General features: G+C 63.5%; 24 protein-coding genes. 11 read left to right on the forward strand and 13 right to left on the reverse strand.

The window, feature by feature from the left end:
• Positions 1-15: 15 nt before the first annotated feature.
• From FGL95_RS23620 to FGL95_RS23635, 4 genes are read left to right on the forward strand one after another with little or no spacing between them, the layout of a single operon-like run.
• Complete coding sequence (locus tag FGL95_RS23620) at positions 16-762, forward strand: TetR/AcrR family transcriptional regulator (RefSeq protein ID WP_338079995.1); 747 nt, start codon at positions 16-18, stop codon at positions 760-762.
• Between the two features lie 48 nt (positions 763-810).
• On the forward strand, positions 811-1,791 hold the full coding sequence (locus tag FGL95_RS23625) for an oxidoreductase (RefSeq protein WP_169591541.1): 981 nt from the start codon (positions 811-813) through the stop codon (positions 1,789-1,791).
• Positions 1,788-2,543 (forward strand): class I SAM-dependent methyltransferase, encoded by a 756-nt coding sequence (locus tag FGL95_RS23630; protein ID WP_169591544.1) that lies wholly within the window; start codon positions 1,788-1,790, stop codon positions 2,541-2,543. The genes FGL95_RS23625 and FGL95_RS23630 overlap by 4 nt, the downstream gene beginning before the upstream one ends.
• 17 nt (positions 2,544-2,560) lie before the next feature.
• Positions 2,561-3,418, forward strand: a complete 858-nt coding sequence (locus FGL95_RS23635; protein WP_169591545.1) for a polyphosphate kinase 2 family protein — start codon at positions 2,561-2,563, stop codon at positions 3,416-3,418.
• 9 nt (positions 3,419-3,427) lie between these two features.
• On the opposite strand, the gene FGL95_RS23640 is transcribed toward FGL95_RS23635, so the two are convergent.
• From FGL95_RS23640 to FGL95_RS23650, 3 genes are read right to left on the reverse strand one after another with little or no spacing between them, the layout of a single operon-like run.
• A complete protein-coding gene (locus tag FGL95_RS23640) occupies positions 3,428-4,660 on the reverse strand; it encodes a S1C family serine protease (RefSeq protein WP_338079996.1) in 1,233 nt (410 codons plus the stop codon).
• Positions 4,661-4,671: 11 nt separating this feature from the next.
• Positions 4,672-5,712 (reverse strand): NAD(P)-dependent alcohol dehydrogenase, encoded by a 1,041-nt coding sequence (locus tag FGL95_RS23645; protein ID WP_169591548.1) that lies wholly within the window; start codon positions 5,710-5,712, stop codon positions 4,672-4,674.
• A 60-nt stretch (positions 5,713-5,772) separates the two neighbouring features.
• A complete protein-coding gene (locus FGL95_RS23650) occupies positions 5,773-7,317 on the reverse strand; it encodes a serine/threonine-protein kinase (RefSeq protein WP_169591552.1) in 1,545 nt (514 codons plus the stop codon).
• Positions 7,318-7,446: 129 nt separating this feature from the next.
• Here FGL95_RS23650 and FGL95_RS23655 point away from each other — a divergent pair, with 129 nt between their 5' ends.
• From FGL95_RS23655 to FGL95_RS23665, 3 genes are all read left to right on the forward strand, one after another.
• Positions 7,447-9,318, forward strand: a complete 1,872-nt coding sequence (locus FGL95_RS23655) for an alkyl/aryl-sulfatase (RefSeq protein ID WP_169591554.1) — start codon at positions 7,447-7,449, stop codon at positions 9,316-9,318.
• Positions 9,319-9,427: 109 nt separating this feature from the next.
• Entirely contained in the window at positions 9,428-9,919 is a 492-nt protein-coding gene (locus tag FGL95_RS23660; RefSeq protein ID WP_169591557.1) for a limonene-1,2-epoxide hydrolase family protein, read from the forward strand.
• 5 nt (positions 9,920-9,924) lie between these two features.
• On the forward strand, positions 9,925-10,395 hold the full coding sequence (locus FGL95_RS23665; RefSeq protein ID WP_338079997.1) for a DUF6328 family protein: 471 nt from the start codon (positions 9,925-9,927) through the stop codon (positions 10,393-10,395).
• A gap of 10 nt (positions 10,396-10,405) precedes the next feature.
• Here FGL95_RS23665 and FGL95_RS23670 read toward each other — a convergent pair whose 3' ends face one another.
• The 4 genes from FGL95_RS23670 to mbp1 form a co-directional block, all read right to left on the reverse strand.
• Positions 10,406-10,666, reverse strand: a complete 261-nt coding sequence (locus FGL95_RS23670; protein ID WP_169591560.1) for a hypothetical protein — start codon at positions 10,664-10,666, stop codon at positions 10,406-10,408.
• Positions 10,667-10,702: 36 nt separating this feature from the next.
• Positions 10,703-11,794, reverse strand: a complete 1,092-nt coding sequence (locus FGL95_RS23675) for a glutamate--cysteine ligase 2 (RefSeq protein ID WP_169591562.1) — start codon at positions 11,792-11,794, stop codon at positions 10,703-10,705.
• 69 nt (positions 11,795-11,863) lie between these two features.
• Positions 11,864-13,486, reverse strand: coding sequence for an HNH endonuclease signature motif containing protein (locus FGL95_RS23680; protein WP_169591565.1), 1,623 nt, complete (start codon positions 13,484-13,486; stop codon positions 11,864-11,866).
• A 251-nt stretch (positions 13,487-13,737) separates the two neighbouring features.
• Positions 13,738-13,980, reverse strand: coding sequence for a microaggregate-binding protein 1 (gene mbp1, locus FGL95_RS23685; protein WP_169591567.1), 243 nt, complete (start codon positions 13,978-13,980; stop codon positions 13,738-13,740).
• Between the two features lie 160 nt (positions 13,981-14,140).
• Here mbp1 and FGL95_RS23690 point away from each other — a divergent pair, with 160 nt between their 5' ends.
• On the forward strand, positions 14,141-14,557 hold the full coding sequence (locus FGL95_RS23690) for an ATP-binding protein (RefSeq protein WP_169591569.1): 417 nt from the start codon (positions 14,141-14,143) through the stop codon (positions 14,555-14,557).
• On the forward strand, positions 14,554-15,342 hold the full coding sequence (locus FGL95_RS23695) for a SigB/SigF/SigG family RNA polymerase sigma factor (RefSeq protein WP_169591572.1): 789 nt from the start codon (positions 14,554-14,556) through the stop codon (positions 15,340-15,342). The genes FGL95_RS23690 and FGL95_RS23695 overlap by 4 nt, the downstream gene beginning before the upstream one ends.
• A 3-nt stretch (positions 15,343-15,345) precedes the next feature.
• Here the strand turns inward: FGL95_RS23695 and metE are convergent, their stop codons facing one another.
• The 3 genes from metE to aceA form a co-directional block, all read right to left on the reverse strand.
• Positions 15,346-17,679, reverse strand: a complete 2,334-nt coding sequence (metE, locus tag FGL95_RS23700; protein WP_169591574.1) for a 5-methyltetrahydropteroyltriglutamate--homocysteine S-methyltransferase — start codon at positions 17,677-17,679, stop codon at positions 15,346-15,348.
• A 79-nt stretch (positions 17,680-17,758) separates the two neighbouring features.
• Positions 17,759-18,649 carry a 3-hydroxybutyryl-CoA dehydrogenase gene (locus FGL95_RS23705; RefSeq protein ID WP_169591578.1) on the reverse strand — a complete coding sequence of 297 codons (891 nt, stop codon included), beginning with the start codon at positions 18,647-18,649 and terminating at the stop codon, positions 17,759-17,761.
• Between the two features lie 55 nt (positions 18,650-18,704).
• Positions 18,705-19,997 carry an isocitrate lyase gene (aceA, locus tag FGL95_RS23710; RefSeq protein ID WP_169591581.1) on the reverse strand — a complete coding sequence of 431 codons (1,293 nt, stop codon included), beginning with the start codon at positions 19,995-19,997 and terminating at the stop codon, positions 18,705-18,707.
• An 89-nt stretch (positions 19,998-20,086) separates the two neighbouring features.
• Here aceA and FGL95_RS23715 point away from each other — a divergent pair, with 89 nt between their 5' ends.
• On the forward strand, positions 20,087-20,272 hold the full coding sequence (locus FGL95_RS23715) for a hypothetical protein (RefSeq protein WP_169591218.1): 186 nt from the start codon (positions 20,087-20,089) through the stop codon (positions 20,270-20,272).
• Positions 20,273-20,421: 149 nt separating this feature from the next.
• Positions 20,422-22,440, forward strand: a complete 2,019-nt coding sequence (locus FGL95_RS23720; protein ID WP_169591584.1) for a protein kinase domain-containing protein — start codon at positions 20,422-20,424, stop codon at positions 22,438-22,440.
• A gap of 18 nt (positions 22,441-22,458) precedes the next feature.
• On the opposite strand, the gene FGL95_RS23725 is transcribed toward FGL95_RS23720, so the two are convergent.
• Genes FGL95_RS23725 through FGL95_RS23735 form a run of 3 tightly spaced genes read right to left on the reverse strand, consistent with a single transcriptional unit; the run spans position 22,459 to position 24,967 of the window.
• Positions 22,459-23,259, reverse strand: a complete 801-nt coding sequence (locus tag FGL95_RS23725) for a DeoR/GlpR family DNA-binding transcription regulator (RefSeq protein WP_169591586.1) — start codon at positions 23,257-23,259, stop codon at positions 22,459-22,461.
• Positions 23,256-24,104: a carbohydrate ABC transporter permease gene (locus tag FGL95_RS23730; RefSeq protein ID WP_169591589.1), complete on the reverse strand. Its 849-nt coding sequence runs from the start codon at positions 24,102-24,104 to the stop codon at positions 23,256-23,258. Before FGL95_RS23730 ends, FGL95_RS23725 begins: the two co-directional genes overlap by 4 nt.
• Positions 24,101-24,967 carry a carbohydrate ABC transporter permease gene (locus FGL95_RS23735; RefSeq protein ID WP_169591591.1) on the reverse strand — a complete coding sequence of 289 codons (867 nt, stop codon included), beginning with the start codon at positions 24,965-24,967 and terminating at the stop codon, positions 24,101-24,103. The genes FGL95_RS23730 and FGL95_RS23735 overlap by 4 nt, the downstream gene beginning before the upstream one ends.
• Positions 24,968-25,041 lie beyond the last annotated feature (74 nt).

Here is a 25,041-nt window from a genome sequence, read left to right on the forward strand (position 1 = left end):
GATACTATGCCTCGTGTGACCCGACTCGCGAGGGGCGTGAAGCGCCCGCGCACCGACAAGGACCAAGACGGTCCGCGCGTCGATGCGCGCAGCGAGCGGTGGCGCGAACATCGAGTCCAGGTCCGCAACGAACTGGTCGAGGCAGCGATCCGCGCACTCGACAAGATCGGGCCCGAAGTAACGATGGACGACATCGCGCGGGAGGCCGGCGCGGCGAAACCCAAGCTTTACCGCCATTTTTCGGACAAGCTGGATCTCTACTCAGCCATCGTCGAGAACGTTCAGGGGCTGCTGTGGGGCAGAATCATGGCGAGCATCAACCTGCTGGCAGATCCTGCCGGTGAGCTCGTCACCCGCAGCGCAGCCGAGTATGCGCTCGTCGTCACCGAACATCCCAACGTCTTTCGCTTCCTCGTACACAGCCATTTCACCCGGCAAGCCGACGAGTCCGAGCGTGCGATTGCGGCCGCGCAGGATTCGGCCCGCCGCATCGCGGCGATGTTCGCCGAGGCGATGGGTGAACAGAATGTCGACATCGAAAGCACCGAACTCGTCACGTTCGCAATCTTCGGCACCGTCGCGTCGGCGACGGATTGGTGGCTCGGTGCGAATCGGATGGTCGGCCATCCCATGCCCGTCGAAGAGTTCGTTCGCTATCTCAGCGCACTGATCGAGGGAATGATCGGCGCAACGGCTCGAATCAGCGGCATAGTCATAGACCCGCAGCAACCGCTGCACGCCGCATTCGCGGCAAAGGAATGAACGACGTCCCGACCACCCTTGCCGAAGCTTCGGCACAGAAAGCAGAGAATGCCAATGCCCAAGCGTGAAGCATTGCAAAACAAGAACTTTCGCCGTTCCGACATCCCCGACCAGTCCAAGCGCACGATCCTGATCACGGGCGCGAACAACGGACTCGGCCTGCAGGCGGCCACTGCGCTCGCCAAGGCCGGCGCGCAGATTCTGCTGGCGTGCCGCAACCAGGTCACCGGCAACGAAGCCCTCAGCCAGGTCCTCGCGGTCTCGTCACGCACAGACCATCATCTGATTCCGCTCGATCTGGCCGATCTTTCTTCGGTCCGTGCGGCCGCGGCACAAGCCAGCAGCCTTGTCCCTCAGATCGACGTGCTGATAAACAACGCAGGTCTGATGGCGATCCCCCAGGCCCGGACCGTCGATGGCTTCGAAATGCAAATCGGCACAAACCATTTCGGCCACTTCGTCTTGACCGACGCATTGCTGCCCACCTTGCTCGCTGCTCCGGTCCCCCGCGTGGTTTCCCTTGCGAGCATCGCGCACCGGCAGGCCAACATGCGGCTGGAAGACCTGAACTTCGACCGTCGTCGCTACACCCGAATGGGTGCGTACAACCAGTCGAAGCTGGCCAACCTGCTGTTCAGTGCCGAGTTGGCGCGCCGCAGCGATGCCGCACGCACACAGCTCATTTCGGTTGCTGCCCATCCCGGCGTGGCAGCCACCAACCTGTTCGATTCGATGGTCCCGCCGATCCCCGGTGCGCTGACGATCACCCACCTCGGGCTGCGCGCTTTCGGCAACAGCGAAACCGCAGGCGCATTGAGTGAGCTGTACGCGGCAGTGATGCCGGATGTCCGTAACAACGACTACATCGGACCCACCAACCTTGCGGGTGTGCGTGGCCCCGTCCGCCGGTCACCGCGGTCGAGCAAGGCGCGCAACGCCGATCTCGCAAAGGGGCTGTGGGAGAAGTCGGTCGAATTGACCGGTGCCACTTTCGCCCAACTTCAACCGAAAGCGAACTCCACCAAATGAGTCCAGCTTCCAGCGGCATCGACAACGCCCTCGACCGGGCACGCGAACTTCTGCGGGCCGAGGTGCGCAATGCACCGGCCGACGAGGGCTTCATCGACACCCTCGGCACGGAAGCTTCCACGCCGACCGTCGCCCAACGAGCGATGAACAACTCGCTCGTCGCAAAGATCTACGAAAATCTCTGGCGCCCGGCAGGAGTCGCCGCCCTCGGGCTGTGGATGGCGGACGAGCATCAGAAGGCGGCCTACGACCTACGCCTCGGCGGTCCACAGCGCGTTCTCGACGTCGCCTGCGGACCAGGTAACTTCACTCGTTTCCTCGGCTCGAGGCTGGATGGCGACGGCGTCGCGATCGGATTCGACATCTCCCGGCCGATGTTGACCCAGGCTGCGCGGGACAACCGCAGTTCCCATGCTGCCTACATTCGAGGCGATGCTCGCCGGCTGCCTTTCGACGACGGCACCTTCGACGCCGTCTGTTGTTTCGCGGCGTTGTATCTGGTGCCCGAGCCGTTCACCGTGGTCGATGAACTGATCCGGGTGGTACGCCCCGGCGGGCGCGTGTCCATCATGACCAGCTGTGAACGCGGACCGGCGCCTGTTGCCCGTGCCTTCGGATTGATCTCCAAATCCTTCGGCGTCCGGACCTTCGCTCGCAACGAATTCACGAGCGTTCTCATGCGGGCGGGCTTCGTCGAAATCGAGCAGCAAGTTCACGGTGTCGCCCAATTCGTCAGCGCCACAAAACCCTAGACCGCTACCGTCACTGGATGGCGAAAACGAAGAGTGCGTGGAGTAAGCCGGCAAGCGAAGCCCTCCGAGCAACGAAGAAGACCTCGCTTGCAGAATTCAACACGCGCGCTACTCCCGGTTTCAGTGGTGACTCGAATCAAGCGGCGGAATTGCTGACCGAACGCGGTGCCGTGTTTGCCGCGCTGCAGGAGAAGCTGTACGCGAACGGCAGATCGGGCGGCAATCGCTCCGTCCTGCTCGTCCTCCAAGGAATGGATACATCGGGTAAGGGCGGAATCGTCCGCCACGTCATCCGCGCGGCCGACCCCTCGGGCATCGATCACACCTCGTTCGGGGTGCCGACCGAAGAGGAGAAGCGTCACCACTATTTGTGGCGCATCAACAGGGCGTTGCCCGCGGCGGGCCAGATCGGGGTTTTCGATCGCTCGCACTACGAGGACGTCCTCGTCGTCCGGGTACACAATCTCGTACCACCAGAGGTCTGGGGCGCGCGATACGACGAGATCAACGGATTCGAGCGAGATCTGGTCGACGGCGGAACGACCGTCATCAAGGTTGCACTCGTCATCTCGCACGACGAGCAAAGGGACCGGCTCGCCGAACGCCTCGATCGGCCGGACAAGTACTGGAAGTTCAATCCAGGCGACATCGATGAACGCAAACTCTGGCCCGCCTATCAGGAGGCGTATCAGGCGGTGTTCGACAGGACGTCGACCGACTACGCGCCGTGGTATCTCGTCCCAGCCGATCACAAATGGTTCAGCCGACTAGCTGTCACCGAACTCCTGATCGGCGCGTTGGAGGCGATGGAGCTCGACTGGCCCCCTGCCGATTTCGACGTGGAGGCGGAAAAAAAGCGGCTGGCGCAATCCTGACCGGCGCCGTCAGTTCGGCGGACCACCGGCAAGAGTGACTCGCACGACCCGGTGACCGCCCGCCTTGTCTGTCACATCCAGCACGACCACGTCGTCGGGGCTGCGGGCAGAGATCTCCGCACGCAGCGCAGTCGAGGAATCGACGGGCTTTCCATCGATCGCGGTGATGACGTCGCCGGTGTCGAGCCCTGCGGCGTACGCAGGCGAATCGAACACAGCGATCTCGACCTGCGCGCCCATGAACTTCGGTGACTTACTGTCGGAGACAACGACACCCAGGGTCGCCGTCGGCCCGATGTGTACGGTGTCGGATCGCTGCCCGGACCGGATCTGGTCGGCGATTGCCATCGCATCCTTGATGGGAACCGCGTAGCCCTGACCAGGTTCGGGTGCTGCCTGCGGCGTCGGTTCGACAGTGGGCGTGGCGTCTGGATCCGGAGTCATCGATGCCGCGGTGATCAGGCCGATCACCTCGCCTGCGCTGTTGGCGAGCGATCCCCCGGATTGACCGGGCACGACCGTCGCCTCGACCTCGATCAGGCCGTTCAGATACTTGCGCGAGTAGTCCGCCTGGCTGCGCGCAACGATCGTCGCGTCCACATCCGTGACCTTGCCAGCGACGCTCGTCGGCGTGCCACCCGCGCCGCGCGCATTCCCCGAGGCCAATACCTCATCGCCGAATCGCACCTTGGACGAGTCGCCGACGCGCGCGGTTGCCAGGTCGACGGCGTTCACTAACTGCAGCACGGCGACGTCGTGGGTGCTGTCGTACCCGACAACGGTCGCGTCGTAGATCAAACCGTTGCCGACATCGGTGACCTGGATTTCGATCGCGCCTTTGACGACGTGATGACAGGTCAAGATCTGACCGTTCGAGCTCAGCACGATTCCCGTTCCCGCACCACGCATTTCGAGTGGCCCAACGACGACGTCGATGTTCACCAACGTCGGGTTGATGATCGCACTCACAGCGGCGAAGTCCAACGGTGGCGACGGAGCAATCGGCGCAATCGGCGCCGCAGAGGGCGTGTCGCCCTTCCATGGCAGCGTCCAGTTTCGATCGCCGACGACCTTGCCACCCACCACGAGCGCGCCGACGAGAAGACACACCGCGACCAACGCTCGGACCGCTCCCCCGCCCCGCGACGGCGCGGGCGGCTGCGCTGGGAGCAGTGGCGGCGGTTCGGCACCACCCGGCGGCACCCACATCCCGCGCAGGTGTGGTGGCACGTCGGGCGGCACGCTCACATCCTCTAAAAAGTGCCCGCGTCGATGACGAACCGATAGCGGACGTCGCTGGCAACGACGCGATCGTAGGCCTCGTCGATCCGGTCGGCCGAGATTACTTCGATCTCAGCTCCGATGCCATGCTCGGCGCAGAAATCGAGCATTTCCTGCGTCTGCGGAATTCCGCCGACCATCGAACCCGCCAGGCTGCGCCGGTTGTTGGCGAGGAAGAAGGCGCGCACCTCGATCGGGTGTTCCGGCAACCCGAGTTCGACCAGCGTTCCGTCGATCGCAAGCATCGACAAGTACCGGTCGATGTCGAGGTTCACGGAGACAGTGTTGATAATCAAATCGAATCGATTGCGCAACTGCTTGAAGGTCTGCGGATCGCTGGTGGCGTAGTAATGGTGGGCGCCGAGACGTTTGCCGTCCTCCTGCTTGCTCAAGGACTGACTGAGGACGGTCACTTCTGCACCCATGGCGTTGGCGATCTTGACACCGACGTGACCAAGACCGCCCATACCGACGATTGCGACCTGCTTGCCCGGACCCGCATTCCAGTGGCGTAGAGGCGAATACAGCGTGATCCCTGCACACAGCAGCGGTGCGGTGACGTCGAGGGCAAGCCCGTCGGGAATGGACAGGACGAAGTGTTCGGTGACCACGACCTGCGTGGAATATCCACCGAGCGTGTAGCTTCCGTCCGGCAGGGGCGAATTATAGGTAGCAACAACTCTTTTGATGCAGTACTGCTCCTCGCCCGCCACGCAGGCGCTGCATTCGCGGCAGGAATCGACGAAACAGCCGACGCCGACCCGATCCCCCGGTTTGTATTTCGTGACACCGGACCCGACATCGGCGACGAGACCGACGATTTCGTGGCCGGGGACGCAGGGGTACGTGGTCCCCTTCCAGTCGTTGCGTGCGGTGTGGATGTCCGAGTGACATATGCCGGCGTACTTCACGTCGATCAACACATCGGCTGGGCCGAGCTCACGACGGTCGATCGTCACTTTTTCGAACTTTGCGTCGGGTGCTGAGACTGCGTATGCGGCTGCGGTGACCATATATAGAACGTAACGCAGCAGGACCGAATTTGGTCACGACAGAATTTGGTCACGACAAAGTCAGCGCAGCCGTCGTTCTCGCTTCATTCGCTGAACCAGCGCCGAGATGTGGGACTTCACATCATCGAGGCCGGTGATGTAGGCCCAGTAGTCCGGATGCCGACCGCTCAGCTCGGCAGCGATACGGTCGATCCGTTCCAGCTGCGCGTCGAATTCGGCCTGCCACTGGTCAGCGGTGCCGTGATTGAGCGCGAGCATCTGCGCATCGTGCACTTTGAAGCGAACCTCGGCGACCTTGGCCTTCGGGTTGGCCCGCACCGCACGCAGCAACGCAAGCCTGCCGGTGACTGCGTCGACGTTGCGTTCGGCAGTCGACAGGTGAGCCCGGACCGCGCGGGTCAGCTCCAGCGCTCGCTCGGCATCGCCGCGGTCGAGCGCCTCGACGGCCGAGGTCAGAATCGTTTCTGCCTCCACGATCTCAGCGCTGCTGATGCGTTCGTTGGAGATCAGGTCCGCGGAGCATTGCGCGCTGAATTCGCTTTTCAACGACGCGAATGCGGGTTCCAGGCGCTCGGCTCGCGTCTGGACTGCCGACAACCGCGTCGTGACCGAGGCAATGGCAAGCCTTGCGTCGCGCTCCTTGGGCGAGGGCGGCGGCGTCGTGGCGACGGGACGAGTCCGCACCTCGACGGTGGTCGGCTCCTCTGGTGCGGGCGCAGCCTGCGGCTCCGGTTCCGGCGGCACGACCAACTGCGACACCGGTGTCAATGCTGCGACCGCGGCGTCGGCGAGCTCACCGCAACTGCGGAAGCGATCGTTCGGCTTCTTCGCCAGCGCTCGCAGAATCACGTCGTCGAAACCAACGGGTAGCCCATCGCGGACCGCGCTCGGTTGCGGAATCGGCGCCTGCGCATGCCCGTACCAGAGCTGCGGCAGGGTGCTGCCCGGGTACGGTTGCCGACCGGTCAGCAATCGAAAGAGCGTGCAGCCCAAGGCATAGACGTCCATCCGGGGGTCGGGGTCGAGGTTGTCGAACGCCTCCGGGGCCGCGTAGGGCAAGCTCGCGACCATCATGCCGCTGCTGGTCAGCTGCGTCGTCTCTTCGAGCGCTTTCGCGATTCCGAAGTCGGCCAACAACACTCGTTCGCGGCGATTCGAACCGCGTCGCTCCAGCAAGATATTGGCAGGTTTGACGTCGCGATGGAGCACACCCAGTTCGTGTGCGTAGTCGAGCGCTTCGGCGGTCTCGGTGATGATGTAGACGGCCCGCGCAGGCTCCAGCGGACCTTCCGACAGCAGCTTCTCCGCATCGATTCCGGCGACATAGCGCATGGCGATCCACAGCTGGCCACCGTCGCGTCCGCGGTCCTCGACAGCGACGACATTCGGGTGCTCCAACCGAGCCGCGTGCTCGGCCTCCAACTCGAACCTGGAGCGCACATAGTCGTCGCTCGTGAGGTTCTGATGCAGCAGTTTCAGCGCGATCTGGCGAGGTAGGCGCGGATGCGCGGCGAGGTACACCGTGCCCATTCCGCCGACACCGAGCACTCGCTCGATTCGGTAGCCGGCGAACACGGCGCCGGGCCGCAAGACCCCGTTTGCCATCGAACCCACCACCTCCGACGAAAGAGTAGCCGACCCCTGTGACCCGCGCGGTGGCCCGCGATGCGAGATCGGTTACGGTGAGATTGCCGAGCAGCTTCCAAGTCGATTCCACCTCTCGACGGAGCCACGATGGAACAACAGTCACCCTCAGCGAACATCGAAGCGGCGCATGCTGCTCACTTGTCCTCGCTGCCATTCGCCGACACCGATGATTTCGCCGACGCCGATCGCGGCTTCATCGCAAAGTTGGAGCCGGGAGTAATCACAGCCGCCGACGGTCAGGTGGTGTGGGACAACGACGCGTACGGATTTCTGGAAGGTGATGCGCCACCGTCCGTGCACCCGAGTTTGTGGCGGCAGTCGCAACTGGTCGCGCGCCAGGGGCTTTACGAAGTCGTCGAAGGTATTTACCAGGTGCGTGGCTTCGATCTCTCGAATGTGACCTTCGTCGAGGGTGACACAGGCGTAATCGTGATCGACCCGCTCATTTCGACCGAGACAGCAGCGGCCGCCGTGGAGTTCTACCGGGCGCATCGCGGCGCGAAGGACGTTGTCGCCGTGATCTACACGCACAGCCATGTCGACCATTTCGGCGGTGTCTTCGGCGTCGCATCCCAGGCAGACGTAGACGCCGGGAAGATCGCGGTGCTCGCACCCGAAGGTTTCCTAGAACACGCAGTGGCGGAAAACGTCTACGCGGGTACAGCGATGGCGCGACGCGCCGGCTACATGTACGGGGCTGCACTCGCGAAGGGACCGCAAGGGCAGGTCGGTGCCGGTCTTGGCGCGACGACCTCCGGCGGCGAAGTCGGACTCATCGTGCCGACCGTCGATATCAAGACAACCGGCGAGGTCCACACGATCGACGGCGTCGACATCGAATTCCAGATGGCGCCAGGCACCGAAGCGCCGGCTGAGATGCATTTCTACTTTCCGCGCTACCGCGCATTATGCATGGCGGAGAACGCGACCCACACGATGCACAACCTGCTGACCTTGCGGGGTGCGTTGGTTCGCGACCCACATGTGTGGTCGGGCTATCTGACCGAAGCGATCGAAACCTTCGGCGCCAGAAGTGACGTGGCATTCGCCTCGCACCACTGGCCGACCTGGGGTCGCGAGCGAGTCGTCGACTACCTTGCGACTCAACGAGACCTGTACGCCTACCTGCACGACCAGACGTTGCGGTGCATCAACAAGGGCTTCACCGGCGCCGAGATCGCGGAAATGATCGAACTGCCGCCTGCCCTCGAAGCCGCGTGGAGCACGCACGGCTACTACGGCTCGGTCAGCCACAACGTCAAGGCGATCTATCAGCGCTACATGGGTTGGTTCGACGGCAACCCCGCACGGCTCTGGCCACACGAGCCGACAGCGCTGGCCAAGCGTTATGTTGCGGCCATCGGTGGCCTGGATCGAGTTGTCGAAGTTGCTCAGCAAGCGTTCGATGAAGGCGACTATCGTTGGGCGGCAACTCTTCTCGACCACGCCATCTTCACCGACGAGGCGCATTCCGGCGCACGGACGCTGTACGCGAACACGCTGGAGCAGTTGGCATACGGCGCGGAGAACGCAACGTGGCGGAACTTCTTCCTATCGGGTGCAACCGAGCTCAGGGAAGGCAACTTCGGGACGCCTGGTAAGGCGAGCTCGCCCGCCCTCATTGCCCAGCTCACTCCTGAGCAGATCCTGGATTCGCTCTCGATCTCGATCAACGGGCCGAAAGCGTGGAACCTCGACTTGACCCTGGACATGACGTTCACGGATCTGGACGTGAATTTTCGGATCACCGTTCGCAACGGTGTGCTGATCTACGTTGCCAAACCGGCCGATGGGACGGCTGCGGCGACGTTGACGACCACCAAGGGCAGGCTCGTGGGCGTGCTGCTGGGCGACCTCACGTCACCGGGCCTCGAACTCACGGGAGACCAACACGTCCTGCAAAGTTTGATCGGTGTGCTGGAAGCGCGTGACCCGAAATTCAACATCGTCACGCCGTGAAATACCGAGTGGCCGACCGTTGTGACGCACGCGGCGCAGCGAACCTGCGCTTCCAGTCGGTCGAGCGTCCATACTGTTATTCGAGGACATCGACCGACAGGAGCGAGACGTGAACAACGGACATGGCTCGAGGCTCGACCCGGACGTCCGAATGGGCGAAACGCTGGAAGTCGAGGTCGTTCGGGCATTTCTGCGGTCGTTGCAAGCCCTGGACCCTGACGCAGCAGCCGGCCTACTCGCCGAGACCTTCCGGCTGTCCCATTCAGGACTGCCATCGGTACGCGGAAGGTCGGCGTTCCGGCACGTCTTCGGACTGGTCGCAAGCCTTGTCACACGATTCGACATCGTCGCTCTCGACATCGCGGGCAACGGCGAGACCGTGCTGACCGCTCGGCGCGAGTTGGTCAAGATCGGCCCGCTCGAAATGCTGATCTGGGCGTGCGGCACTTTCGAGGTCCGCAGCGGGGAAATCGTCCGAATGCACGACCACTTCGACTGGGCCAACATGACATTCGCCGGCTTGCGGGGGCTACTCGGCATCGTTGCTCCGCCGCTGCGCCCAAGCCGCGCACTGCTGAAACTCCCGTCGCCCCCGAGCTGACCCAGGTGAGCAATACCGGCGACGGGGAGTCACTGCGCAACGAGACGGAAACCGAAGGGCTCGACCGTAATTGGATCAGCCTTCTGCAGGAGCTTCGAGTCGTGCAGACTGGCGTTCAATTGCTCACCGGATTTCTGTTGACGCTGCCGTTTCAAGATCGCTTCGACGCTTTGAGCGACGCGATGAAGGGCGTCTATCTGGCGACCGTCCTCTGCTCCATCGCATCCACGGTGCTGCTGATTGCTCCGGTCGCCACGCACCGGATCCTTTTTCGCAGGCACCGGCTCGACCGGCTCGTCACGGCCGCCCACCGCTATGCAATGGCTGGGCTCGTGCTACTCGGCCTCGCATTGACCGGAGTCGTCGCGATCATGTTCTACCTCGTGGTCGGTGAGGTCGCCGCTATTTGCGCAGCCGTGGGTGTCGCGCTGACCTTTGCGCTGGTCTGGCTCGTGGTTCCGCTACGGAGTCGGTAGCCCGTGGAACTCAGGCTTCCCGGTCGGCGTCGAGGTGCTTGAAGTTGTGCCGACCCGCACGCCACAATAGAAACGCTCCGGCTCCCAATGCCACGACGGTCGCAGCGGCACCGATCGCGCCCCAACCCATGAAGCCATATCCGAGCGCGACCAAGGTCACGGCAAGTCCGCCGATGCCGACCAGCAGGAACACGTAGCCCGCCCATCCGGCTGGGTCGTTCGGTACGGCCGGTTCGCCGACGTCGATGTCCTGAATCGCTTTTTCGTCCATGACTTTCGGTTACCCCTGGCCACCGGGTCGAAACATCTACGACAACGTCCGCCGCGCGCACTCGGTGATGACGTCACTCAACTCTCCTCGGCGCCGCAACGCGCTGAGCTGGCGTGTTGCACCGTTACCGTGGGCAAGCACCTCGGCGACGCCCCGCGCAGCGCTGTCGAACTCGCCGAGTTCGTCGAGAGCCGGACGAACCCTCGTCAGCAATGTATTCAGCAGGTCGGCGGCTGGCAGTACCCGACCGTCGATGACGTCGATCGCTTCGCCTCCGATGCCGTCGTGTGCTCCCTTCCAGTAGGCCGCGCGCAGCGCCTGCTCCTCGAACTGCGGTTCCTCTGCGCCTCTGGCAATGTCCTCGGTCGCGGTCATCACGAGCGCTCGCACGAGGGTCGCGAGCAAGGTGCTCTCCGCGACCGTCGCCGGGACGTCGCTGACCCGAATTTCGACTGTCGGAAAGTTGGCCGAGGGCCGAACATCCCAATAGACCATGCCTGGATCGAGGATGGCGCCGCTGTCCACCATCATGTCCACCAGTTGGTCGAAATGACTCGCCGACCGCAGATACGGCGGCGGACCAGCACACGGCCAGCGCTGCCAGAGAACCGAACGCCAACTGGCATAACCAGTCTCGGCACCGCGGTACACCGCGGAATTTGCGGTCAAGGCCAGTAGAAGCGGCAACCAGGGCCGCAAGCGATTGCTCACAGCCACGGCAATCTCTCGATCGGGCACCGAGACGTGGACGTGCGCGCCGCATATCCCCTGCTCGTGGGCGACCATGCCGAAACGGTCTGCGATTCTCTTGTACCGCGGGGTGTCGGTGATGGGAAACTTCTCGGAGACTGCCGGCGGCACGGCCACCGCAAGTAGCGAGACGCCCGCGTCGGTCGCGGCCTTCGCAGCAGTTTCGCGTAGCTCGCGAAGGTGCTTGCCGAGCTCGATTGCTGTGGTCGAGACGGGTGACGTCGTCTCGACCTGGCAACTGGTGAGTTCCAGCTGCAAGTCGACGCCTTCGCGCCGCGCCGATCGGGCTACTTCCTCGTTCTTGGCAACGGGTAGGCCTGTCGCGGGGTCGACCAGGAGCAACTCTTCTTCGACTCCGAAGGTCGGGCGATCGTTCATTACCCCCGAATACCCAAAGCCACCCCGCTCGAAGCAGGACGAGCCGAGAGCCTGTCTACGGATCAGCTGTCAGAACGGCGCCGGTTCGTCCGGTTGTGTGGTTGGTAGTGCTGGTTGTTCTGGGTTTCGGGTGATGGTGAGTTTCGGTTTGAGGCGTGCCGGTGGGACTGCGGTGAGTCCGCCTCCCGGTGTGGTGATGAAGTGTTCGCCGTGGCTGCTGGTCCAGCGGATTCGGCTGCCGGGCAGTGCTTCCGCGCGCCACAGTCTCAATGTTTTGAGGGTGTGGTGGAGTTGACAGAGGCATTGCAGGTTTTCCGGGAGGGTGAGTCCGCCGTCGGGTGGGTTGGTTTGGTCGAATTCTTCGATGTGGTCGAGTTGGCATTTGGCTGCGGGCACATTGCAGCCGGGGAAGCGGCAGTGCTGGTCGCGGGCGCGGACCAGGGCTGTTGTTTCGGCGTTGGGTCGGTAGATGAACGCCGTTTTCGGTAGTCGCAGGCTGGTCGGTCCTTGGACGCGGCCCACGTGAGTGGGGCGGCGGAACTCGACCGCCCGCGCTAGCGCGACCGGTGCCGGTGCCGGTGTCGGTTCGGCAACTACTTCTGGCGCTGTCGGGTCTGGTTGCGCTGCTGTAGGTTTCGGTTCATCGGGGTCGTGATCGGCCTCGCTCGGCTCAACGGCGGCCGCGGGTTCGGGGATGACGCCGGCGTTGTGTCGCCCGCCGCGGGCGATGAACTGGGTGGCGGGTTCGCGTTCGATGAGGCCGTGTTCTTCGGCGAGGTGCAGGCATTCGGTGAGCATCACTTGCCAGGTGCCGTCTTCGGCGAGGGTGCGGGCGAGGTCGGGGTCGATGGGTCCGTGACCGTCGAGGTAGGCGGGGTTGGAGAGCAGTCCGAGCAGGGTGGCGATATCCACGGTCACTTGGACGAGGGGTGTGCGGCGTTTGTCGCTGCGTGGTTGACCGGCGACAGCGCAGTCGTCGCGTCCGCAGGAGCAGTCGAGGTGGGTTTCGCCGTGCATGAGGGCCATGAACGCGTCGGCCATGCGGTAGTCGCGTCCGCGGGTGTCGTGTGTGCAGACGGTGTCGGCGATTTCGGTGAGCCGTTGCAGCACGGCTTCGGCTTCGTCGGGGTTGACGTGGGCTTCGATGACCGAGAGGGCGTCGCCTCGACGGCGCCGCACCCGACGGAACTGTTGTTGTTCTTTGCGGAGGGCGGCGTATTCGTCGGGGCTGGCCCGAATCAGCGTTTTGTCGATCGCGCGGGCAAGCGGACCGGGTGAGAGCCGCAACGCCGAAGAGAGGATCTCTTCTTCGGCTTTGTCGACGGTGTCGTGGGTGAATCCGGTGGTGGCGCGGCAGATCCGGGCGACGCGGGGGTAGTCGAGTTCGCCGGCGGCGAAGGCGGCATTCACCCGAGGGAGTCGCAACCGCAAATCCATGCCGACGCCGGCGAAGGTTTCGGCGGTGGTTTTGGAGACGCCGAGGCGGACGGCCATTTCGGCGAGGGCGTTGTTGCCGCAGTCGATGATGTCGCCGGTGGCGAGTTCGGCGTCGCGTTCGATCCAGTCCGACCAGAAGTGCCCGGCGGCGGTGATTTTGGCGTGGGCGGCTTTGTTTTCCGCGACGGATGCGGTGGTCATGTGGTCGAGCAGTGAAATGGATTGTGTGAGAAACGATCCCCCGATATCGAACATATGTTCAGTGTACCCGTGATGGAGGACACACGCCAGGATTTTCCTCGGCGAACTTGCACAGAAACCGCAATGTGCGGTGGCCGCTCCGGCGAGTCGTCACGCATCGAGTGGGGACCTGGATGCGCTCGGAACGCCACCAGCCGACATCACCGACCGACCCGCGACAGTCGTTCAAGATAGGCAACTGACAGCCACACAAAACGACCCCACTCGAAGCGGGGTCGTTTTGGGTACTGCCCTGAAGAATGGGGTCAGCGATTCTGCTCCGCGCGCTGCCGCGCCTCATTCACTTCAGCTTCTGCACGAGCCTTTTCAGCCTGCGCCTCGCGCTTGGCGACCTCGAGCTGGGCCTCGCCCTTGTCCTGCTGGGCTTCACCTTCACGAGCCAGGTCGTCGCGGCCGAGTACCGAGCCTGCGACCTCCTTGACCTTGCCCTTGATTTCCTCGACTGCGCCCTTGATGCCTTCGGCGGGTCCGCTGTTTTCTTGAGCCACGTGCATCTCCTCCGGTAGTAATTTGCTTGCACTCCAGGCCTACCCGAGCGTTCCGAACGTTAAACACTGCAACCGGGCGAGCTTGAGAGTGAAGGCAACTGGGTAACCTGTCCGAAGGCGAGGAGCCGCTATCCATGAGCACGGTCGACTCGGAGGTCCGATGGGCAAATTGAACGCGATCGAACCCGACACGCAGTCGGGGAACGCTGTTGTCGAATTACGCGTCAGCGCCGATCCAACCCAGTTGTCCGTCGTGCGTGCGGTCGCAGGCACCATCGCGGGCCAGGACGACTTCGATCTCGACGCGATCGCCGATGTGCGGTTGGCCATGGACGAGGCCTGCTCTTTCCTCATCGTGCGCGCTAAACCCGACAGCATCCTGACGTGCAGCTTCCAGCACTCACCCGACCACCTTCGAGTGCGGATCAGCACGCGCACAGTCGACGGCGAAGCCACGACGTCACGCACATTCGGTTGGTACGTACTAGAGACTCTCACCGATTCGATCGCTCTGGAGCGCGACGGCGACGTCACGGCGATCGAGTTCACCAAGAGCAAGGTTGGCCCGGACGCGTGACGCCCACCGCGAACTCCAATAAGAACTCGCGGAATTCCGACGACTACAACAATGTCGGGGCCGCGTTCGAGGAAATCGACGCTCTCCCGGCCGACGATCCTCGCCGGGCCGCGCTGCGCGACCAACTGGTGGTTCGGTGTCTGCCTCTTGCCGAGCACATCGCTCGACGATTCGACGGCCGTGGCGAACTACACGACGACCTCGTCCAAGTAGCCCGTGTCGGCCTGGTCAACGCGGTCGATCGATTCGACGTCAGCCGCGGCTCCGACTTCATCTCGTTTGCTGTGCCCACGATCATGGGCGAGGTCCGAAGGCATTTCCGCGACACCGGGTGGGCCGTGCGCGTGCCACGCCGGATGAAGGAGCTCCACCTTGCGCTGAGCAAGACGACAAGCGCGTTGTCGCAGCGGCTGGGTAGACCACCCACCGTCAAAGAGCTGTCCGCGGAGCTGGATCTCGACCCCGACGAGGTCAGCCAGGGCTTGGTCGCCGGTAACGCCTATCAGACCGTCTCGGTCGATACGACGGTCGGCAACCGAGGCGAGGACCTCCCGTTGGTCGAGGTGCTCGGCGATTTCGACTCCGCGCTGCAGAACGTCGAGGATCACGAAGCATTGCGACCACTGCTCGAGGCGCTCCCCGAGCGCGAGCGGACCGTGCTGCTGTATCGATTCTTCGGCAATCTCACGCAAACTCAGATCGCCGACAAGTTGGGCATCTCACAGATGCATGTGTCGCGGATTCTCGCGCGCACGCTTGCCCAGTTGCGCGAGAACCTCGAGTAGGGGCTACTGCTCCTGTGCCTTCGCCGCGCGCCGCCGGATACGGCGGGCTGCGGCGACAAGGTTGCGCAACGACGGCTCCAGTTGCCAGCCGTGCCGCGTCTTCAGCCCGCCGTCAGGGTTCGCCCACAAACGGTCTACGTCGATGGATTCAGCTGCACGAGTGAGCAATTCGTCGAGCTCGTCGATATCGGGAATCCGCGCGGACCGACTCTCGTACACACCGGGACCGACGCCACGCGTGAGTCCGGCGCCCTCGGAGACATCGCCCTTGAGAGCCTCGAGGACCCAGTCGATCGAGCGGGTTGCAACGATTGCCGTGACGTCGGCGTCGAGCTCCTCGATTGCGTCGACCACGATCTGCAAGCCGGAATACCCGATGTGCGTATGTATTTGGGTTTCGGCCTTGACGCCGGACGTTGCCAGCCGGAACGCACCGACCGCCCACCGCAAGTACTCCTCGCGCCCCTGGTGCCGGAGCGGGAGCAGTTCGCGAATTGCAGGCTCGTCCACCTGGATGATCTTGACACCGGCGCGTTCGAGATCGACGACCTCGTCTCGGATCGCGAGCGCCACCTGATCCGCTGTATCGAACAACGGCTGATCCTGCCGGACGAACGATCTCGCCAACATCGTGACCGGACCGGTCACCATGCCTTTGACGGGTTTATCGGTCAGCGACTGGGCGAACGTCGCCCACTCGACCGTCATCGGCGCCGGACGTGCGACGTCCCCGTAGAGGATCGGCGGTCGCACACAGCGGGACCCGTACACCTGCACCCAGCCGTTATGGGTAAAGGCGAAGCCCTCCAACAACTCGGCGAAGTACTGGATCATGTCGTTGCGCTCGTGCTCACCGTGCACCAGCACGTCGAGACCGATGTCTTCCTGCAGTCGGATCGTCGCCTCGATCTCGGCCTTGATGCGGTCGGTGTACTCGTCGTACGCCAACCGGCCCTGCCCTAATTCGTACCGCGCCTGGCGGATCGCGTCGGTCTGCGGGAACGACCCCAGAGTCGTTGCAGGGACTAGCGGCAACTGAAGCTTCGCCTGCTGCGCAGCCTTACGCACCTCGTACGGCTCGCGCTCGCGCATCTCCGGCGTGACCGCGTAGACCCGTTGCCGGACAGCGTGTTTCTGCTTGAAATGCACCGAGGTGGGACGTTTGCGCCACTTGTCCGACGGACCATCGGTCAGCGCTTTGGCCAGCGAAACGACCTCCGTCGTCTTCTGCTTCGCGAAAGCCAGCCGGTCGGCGACGTTGCCTTCGATCTCGTATTCGACAAGGACGTCGTAGGGCACATGCAGCAGCGTGCACCCGGTCGATACGACAAGGTCCGGGCAGACCGCAGCGAGCTCATTCAGGTAGGTCAGCGTCACGAAACGGTCTGCGCGCCAGACATTTCGGCCACTGATAACGCCAGCGTAGAGCCGTTTACGTTTGATACCAGGCACTTTGGCGAGATCGTCGGGCTTGACCCGGTGGGACGCGAGGTCGAGACCGATCGCTTCGACCTTGGTCTGCGCGAGGATCGTCAACGCCTCCCCGAAGTCGCCGTACGGTCCGGTGACGAGCATTCGCGGGCGCATCGCCGACGTCGAAAGTCGTTGGTAAGCACGCTCGAACGCGGCCAGCTCTTCGGCTGAGTGATCGCTGGTGAACGACGGTTCGTCCAGCTGAACGCAGGTCGCGCCACGCTTGGCGAGAATCTCGAACAGCTCTTCGTAGATCGGCAGCAGTTTGTCGAGCAGGCCGAGCTTGAATGACGCTTCGTCGACCGCACCGCCAGCGGGATTGGCACCTTTCGGGCCGATCTTGCAGAGCAGCAACAACGACACCGGCCCGAGTACCACCGGCCGAAGTTCGATCCCACGCTCCAACGCACGATCGAACTCGTCGAGCAATGCCTCAGGGTGCAGCGAGAACTCGGTCGTCTCGTCGAGCTCGGGTTGGCGGTAGTGGTAGTTGGTGCCGAAGAACTTCACCAGTTCCAGCGGCGGAAAGTCCGGGCGTCCGCGGCACATCGTGAAGTAGAAATCCAGCGGATCGAGGTCAGCCTCAAGGGGTTTGAACCGCGTCGGCACAGCGCCGAACAGCAGCGCGTTGTCGAGAACATGGTCGTAATAGGAGAAGGTGTTGCCGGGAACTTGAGTGATGCCGGTGGCGGCGAGTTCGCTGAACGCCTGCTCCTGCAGCTCCCGACCGACAGCGATGAGCTCTTCTTTGGTCGAGCTGCCGTGCCAGTACGATTCCAGGGCACGCTTGAGTTCTCGATGCGGCCCGATCCTCGGATATCCGAGAACGCTCGAACCGTATCCCTCGGCCCCTTTACTGGACATCAAGCTCCCTCACAGAGACGAAAAAGTGGGTGCACGGTGAGCCTATCGACTCTCCGTGCACCCACTCTTGTGAAGCCCCTTATTTCGAACTGCGACCGTTCTTGGCCTCGTAGGTGTAGAAGCCCGCACCGGATTTCTTACCCGTCAAGCCCGCTTCCACCATGCGCATGAGGAGCGGCGGAGCCGAGTACAACGGCTCTTTGAACTCCGCATACATGGAGTCGGCGATCGACTTCACAGTATCCAGACCGACGAGGTCGGTCAGTGCGAGTGGACCCATCGGGTGCGCACAGCCGAGCACCATCGCCTTGTCGACATCGTCCTTGGTGGCAAATCCCGACTCCACCATGCGAATTGCCGACAGCAGGTACGGCACAAGCAACGCGTTCACGACGAACCCGGACCGGTCCGCCGAGCGAACGACCTGCTTGCCCAGTACATCGCTCGCGAAGGCCTCCGCACGCTCGGACACAGCCGTGCTCGTCTTCAACGTGGTCACCAATTCGACCAGCGGCAGTACCGGCACCGGGTTGAAGAAGTGCATACCGATGACGCGGTCCGGCGATTTGGTCGCGATGCCGAGCTTCATGATCGGAATCGAGGACGTGTTCGACGCCAACACTGCGTTGGGGTCGGTGACGACCTCGTCCAATTCGCGGAAGATCGCGGTCTTGATCTTCTCGTCCTCGAGAACCGCCTCCACGACGAGCTGTCGATCGGCGAAATCGCCGAGGTCGGACGTGAAGCGCAACCGCCAAGCGGCCTGCTCCCGCTCCCGCTCGGTGATCTTGCCGCTGCTGACACCGCGGTCGAGCGAGCGCAGAATGCGCGATCGCCCGGCCGCGGCCAGCTCACGGGTCTGCTCGAACACCAGCACGTCGATGTGCGCTCGCGCACATACCTCGGCGATCCCGGCGCCCATCTGCCCGGCGCCGATCACGCCGACGCGTTGAATCTTCTCGCTGGTCAACGTCAGCTCCTGTGTTTCGTCATGTAAGCGGTTTCGAGAGAGAAACGGCTCAGCCTTAGTGGAACTGACCCTCTTCGGTGGAGCCCTTCAGCGCCGCCGTGGAGGTGTCCGGGTCGACCGTGGTGGCAACGGTGTCGAAGTAGCCCGCGCCGACCTCACGCTGGTGCTTGATGGCGGTGAAGCCACGCTCGTCGGCTGCCTTGAACTCGCGCTCCTGCAGGTCGACGAAGGCCGTCATGCCCTCGCGGGCGTAGCCGTACGCCAGGTCGAACGCGGCGTAGTTGAGCGAGTGGAAGCCGGCCAGGGTGATGAACTGGAACTTGAAGCCCATCGCGGCGAGCTCACGCTGGAACTTCGCGATGGTCGCGTCGTCCAGGTGGGCCTTCCAGTTGAAGGACGGGCTGCAGTTGTAGGAGAGCAGCTGGTCCGGGAACTCGGCCTTGACGCTCTCGGCGAACTTGCGCGCGACCTCGAGGTCCGGCACGCCGGTCTCCATCCAGATGAGGTCGGCGTAAGGGGCGTAGGCCTTGGCGCGAGCGATGCAGGGCTCGATGCCGTTCTTGATGCCGAAGAAGCCCTCGGCGGTGCGGGTGCCATCGAGGAACGGCTTGTCACGGTCGTCCACGTCGGTGGTGAGCAGCGTCGCGGCCTCGGCGTCGGTGCGCGCGATGACGACGGTCGGCACGTCGGCGACGTCGGCAGCCAGGCGAGCCGAGGTCAGCGTGCGGATGTGCTGCTGGGTCGGGATGAGCACCTTGCCACCGAGGTGGCCGCACTTCTTCTCCGACGCGAGCTGGTCTTCCCAGTGCGTGCCGGCGGCACCGGCGGCGATCATGGCCTTCTGCAGCTCGTAGACGTTCAGCGCGCCACCGAAGCCGGCTTCACCGTCGGCGACGATCGGGACAACCCAGTTGTCGACCGACTTGTCGCCCTCGACCTTGGCGATCTCGTCGGCGCGCAGCAGGGCGTTGTTGATGCGGCGAACGACGTTCGGCACCGAGTTGGCCGGGTAGAGGCTCTGGTCCGGGTAGGTGTGACCCGACAGGTTCGCGTCACCGGCGACCTGCCAGCCCGACAAGTAGATGGCGCGCAGGCCGGCGCGAACCGCCTGGACAGCCTGGTTACCGGTCAGTGCACCGAGAGCGTGGATGTAGTCGTCTTCTTTGTTGACGCCTTCCCACAGGATTTCGGCGCCACGACGGGCGAGGGTGTGCTCTTCGACGACGCTGCCCTGCAGCTTCACGACCTGCTCAGCGCTGTAGGTGCGCGTAATTCCCTTCCAGCGAGGGTTGGTGTCCCAATCCTGCTGGATCTCGGCAGCTGTCTTCGGGGTGCCGGTGGTCGACATCTCTGCTCCACATCTATTGGTTGATCAAGCCCGCCGCGGATCGGCAGGCTTCGCATCTTTGCGAGGCATAACGTGCGTACTGTTTAAGAGTGGCACAGCCGAAAAGTGCCGTCTACCTGTTGCTAATGCCAATCTTGGCTAGCTTTTCAAAGTCGTTTGCTAAGTTTGCAAATCTGCGCGAAGAGTTCACCTCTCTCCTGCGAGCAATTTTTCCGCCGAAAACCGCGCTGGCCTTGTCGTTTGATCGGCCCAAGCCGAACGCGCGTACTGCTTGATTCGGTGCGACGATAAGGGGTCGCCACGGTTGTCGACGGGCATAGTGTGGCAACTCTCACAGTTCGCCAGACCGCCACTCGGCCTCCCCCGGAATTTGGGGTACGCCCTTTCGTTCGTTTGATGCCCGCACAGTGGAATAGTCGGTCGCGTGGAGAGACAGGAGCACTTCGGCCAATTCCGGCTGGAGCGGTTGCTGGGAGCCGGGGGCATGGGCGAGGTCTGGCTGGCCTACGACACCCTCACCGAACGCAATGTCGCGCTCAAAGTGCTGCCGCCGCATCTCTCGACCGACGAGATCTACCGCCACCGGTTCATGCGCGAAGCGAAGATCGTTGCCGCGCTGCGCGAGCCGCACATCGTCCCGATCCACTCGTTCGGCGCCATCGACGGCCAGCTGTACATCGACATGGCGCTCATCGAAGGACGCGACCTCGGCACCATTCTGAAAGCAGGCCGACTGACAGTTCCGGTCGCGGTCGACCTCGTCGCGCAGGCCGCCGACGCGTTGGACAGTGCACACGACGCCGGCCTCGTTCACCGCGACGTCAAGCCGTCGAATCTGTTCGTGACCGACCGCAAGGGCTTCGTCTACCTCATCGACTTCGGCATCGCCCAGTCGTTGAGCGAGAATCGGCTGACCTCGACCGGCTGGGCGGTCGGGACCTTGGCGTACATGGCACCGGAGCGGTTCAGCGGGGACTTCGACGCCAGCGTCGACATCTATGCACTGGCGTGCGTTCTGCACCATTGCCTCACCGGCGAACCGCCGTTCGGCGCCTCGACGACGCCCGAACGCCAGATGCACGGGCACCTCACTCAGCCGCCCCCGCCCGCGAGCAAGGTCAACGCCAGCGTCCCACCGGCATTGGACGCCGTGATCGCGCGCGCGATGGCAAAGAATCCCGCGGACCGCTACCCGAGCGCAGGCGAATTCGGTGACGCAGCGCGGGCGGCGCTCACCTCGCCACTGCCGTTGTCGGGCTCCTCGAGGGTGCTGAAACCGCCTGCGCCGGTTCTGCAACCACCTGCCTCGCCACCGCCCGTCTCGCAGCCCGTCGGCCAGACGACAAGGGTCACCCGACCCGGACCGCCGCCACTGCCGCCACAGGCACCACCGCTGTCGTCCACGCGGCCGAACCGCTCACGATTCGTCTTCGGCGCACTCGCGATATTCGCCGTGCTGGCCATTGCGATCGCGGGGTACCTGTTCGTTGCGCGCGACAAGTCGACCGACACGACTGCCAGCCCCGGGGTCTCTCCCTCTGCGGTGGTCACGACCTCGCAATTGCCTGCGCCGCAGCGAACCGGCGTGATCGAGGTCGGCAGCAATCCGATTGCGATAGCTATCGACGCCACGACCGGGACCGCTTACGTGACCAACGGCGGTAGCGGTTCACTGTCGATCATCGATGTCGCCACCGCAACCGTGCGGTCGACGGTCAAGGTCGGAAAGAGCCCTGCAGGAGTTGCCGTCGACGCCAAACGTCGGGTCGCCTACGTCGTCGACAACGGCGACAATTCGGTGTCGGTGATCGACACAGCCAGCGCGAGCGTGATCGACACGATCGAGGTCGGCGGAAACCCCTGGGACGTTGCAATCGACGCAGACTCGGGCGTTGCGTTCGTCGCCAATCAGGACGACGCCACATTGTCGGTCATCGAGAATCGCGCTGTCGTCTCGACAATCCCAGTCGGCGTCAAACCGATTGTGCCGCTGGTCGATACAGCGAATCACACGCTGTACGTCTCGAACTTGGGCGCCGACACCGTCTCGGCGATCGACACGGTCACGCGCGCGGTCGTCGCGACGATCAAGGTCGGCGACGAGCCCAATGGCGTGGCGCTGGATCCGGCCAACCACGCGCTGTACATCACCAACCGCGCCGCGCACACCGTCTCGGTGATCGACACAGCCACCAAGACCGTGACCGACACGATCTCCGTCGGAACCAAGCCTGTCGCAGTCGCCGTCGATTCCGAAGCCCACACCGCGTATGTGTCGAACATCGACTCCGACTCGCTGTCGCTGATCGATACCAGCACTCGCACCGTGACCGACTCACTCCCCACCGCGAAGCTTCCAGTGGGCGTGGCGGTGGATCCTCGCACGCATTCGATCTACCTGAACAGCTTCGACGCCGGCTCGGTCGAGGTGTTCTCGCGCTGACCTTGGCACTCACGAGGGTTAGACCAAGTCGACCTCGACACCGGCGTCGCGGAGTGCAGCCACGGATTCGGGGTCGGCAGCGGTGTCGGTGACGATCACGGCCACGTCGGTGATCGGGCAGATCCGGGCGAGAGCGCTCGAAGTCAGCTTCTCCGCTCCGGCGACGACGAGCACGGTCTCGGATCGCTTCACCATCTCGGCGGAAATGCCTGCTTCGCCGAGATGCCTGCATTGTGCACCGCCGTCGGCGGTCACGGCGTTGACGCCCAGGATGAGGACGTCCATGCGGATGTCTTCGAGAAAGCGCGCCGCGAACGGACCGTGCAGCTCGTAGGACTCCCGGCGTGCCACACCGCCGATGCAGATCGTCCTGATGTGTGGCCGCAGCACCATTTCGGCGGCGATGTTGAGGGCGTTCGTCACGATCGTCAACGGCTCGCCGCCGGACTGCGCCAGTTGCGGGCGCCCGCCCAACACCCTCGCGATTGCGGTTGTCGTTGTGCCGCCGTTGATTCCGACGACGGCCCCCGCCGCGATTCGATTGGCTGCAGCATCGGCGATCCGTTGCTTGGCATCTTTGCCGACGACTTGGCGATAGCGCGTGGGCAAGTCATAGGCGACCGATGTGGCGACGATTCCACCGTGCGTGCGCGTCGCAAGTTGCTGATCGGCGAGCGAGGTGAAATCGCGACGCACGGTCGCCGCCGAAACCCCGAGCCGCTGTGTGGCGTCCTCGACGGTCAATCGGCCGTTCTCGGCGAGCAGTTCGAGCAATTGGCTCCACCGCAGCGACCGGTCGCTCGGGTTCGGACCACTCATTTCACGCTGCCAGCCGTGAGGCCTGCGACCAGGCGTTTTTCGATCACCGCGAACAAGATGACGACGGGGATGATGGCGACCGCCGAGATACCGAACACGTAGTGCCATGCCGTCTGGTATTGACCGATGAATTTCGTCAGCGCCACCGACAGTGGCTGATTCTCGGGTGTGCTCAAAATGATCAAGCTTGCGGCGAATTCGTTCCAGCAGGCGACGACGGTAAAGATTGTGGCCGTGACGATTCCAGGCCAAACCAAGGGAAGAATCACCCGGATCAGCGTCTGAATCTTGCTCAGCCCGTCCAGTGCAGCGGCCTCTTCGATCTCCTTCGGAACCGACGCGAAGAAGCTGTGCAGAATCCACACCGCGAACGACAGGTTGAAGGCGCCGTTCACCAAAATCATTGCCAGCCAGGTGTTGTGCAGTCCCAAGCTGAGGAATTCGCGCAGCAGACCAGCCGCGAGGACGGTCGGCTGCAGCATCTGGGTCGCGAGCACGAGGAGCAGGAACGGCACCCGTCCGGGGAACCGTCGGCGCGCGGTGTAGTACGCGGCGGGGACTGCGACGAGCAGGACGAGAACCGTTGCGCACGTCGAAATGACGATCGTGCTGACCAAGTTGTACGGCAGCGGCGTCTCCGGCGTCGACCACATATCGACGTAATTTTCGGGATGCCACGACTGCGGAAAGTACGTCGGCGGAATGCGCCGAATCTCGGTCTGCGACTTCAACGAACCGAGCAACATCACGATGAACGGGATGAGAAAGACCAGCGCGATGACGACGCCGACAGCGGTCAGTCCCCACCGCCTGCGCGGACGCTTGTTCCACACGATGTCGGTCATCGATCGACCTCGTCCATCGGCCGGACGGCTACGACGTAGATGCCGATGATCACCAGGATCAACACGAAGTTCAGCACGCTCATCGCTGCCGCGGTGTCGATGTGGCCGCCTTGGCGAAGCAACTTGAACGTCAAAGTTGTTGTCGTGTCGGATTTGTAGCCCGCAATGCTGCCTGTGAGGACCTGCAGAATTGGCAGCGAATTGAAGACGTTGATCATGTTCACGATCGTCGCGACCGCAATAGCCGGACGTAGCTGCGGGAGGATGATCATCCGGTACCGCTGCCACGGACTTGCACCGTCGACCGCGGCGGCCTCCCTGACGTCCGACGGAATCGATTGCAGGCCTGCAAGAATCGTGTACGTCGTGAACGGAATCGACACGAATACCGCCACGACGATCGCCACCAGGAACGCCTGGACCGGCTGCTTGGTGAAGCCGTAGCCGCGGTCGAGCACTCCGAGGTCTACAAGGAGCCGGTTCACGATCCCGACGTCCTGGTCGAGCATGTAGTAGAAGATTGTCGTCGTCATGACCACGGATGCCGCCCATGGCACGAGAATCGCGAGGCGCACCAGTTTGCGTCCCGGAAACTCCTTGTCCAGGAACTGCGCCAACGCGAGCGACAACAGCAACGTCAGCCCCACGACCACGACCACCCAGATCGCGGTGTTGACGAAAATCCGTGCAAGCCCGTCGGTGTCGAAGAGCTCGGAGAAATTTTGCAGGCCCGCGTTGCCGCGATCGCGCCCGGCCGCCGACAAGTTGCGAGTCGACGTCCAGATCATGAAACCGGCGGGGAACAGCACGATCGCCACGATCAGCGCGATCGCCGGACCGATCCACGGCAACGCCACAAGCATGTCGAGAAGACGACTACGACGCTTGCGAATGGAATGCTTGGCGAGCGCCGACAATCCCTCAGCCCTTCTGTGCG

The sequence above is a fragment of the Antrihabitans stalactiti genome (assembly GCF_012932915.1).
Classification (GTDB): Bacteria; Actinomycetota; Actinomycetes; order Mycobacteriales; family Mycobacteriaceae; genus Antrihabitans; species Antrihabitans stalactiti.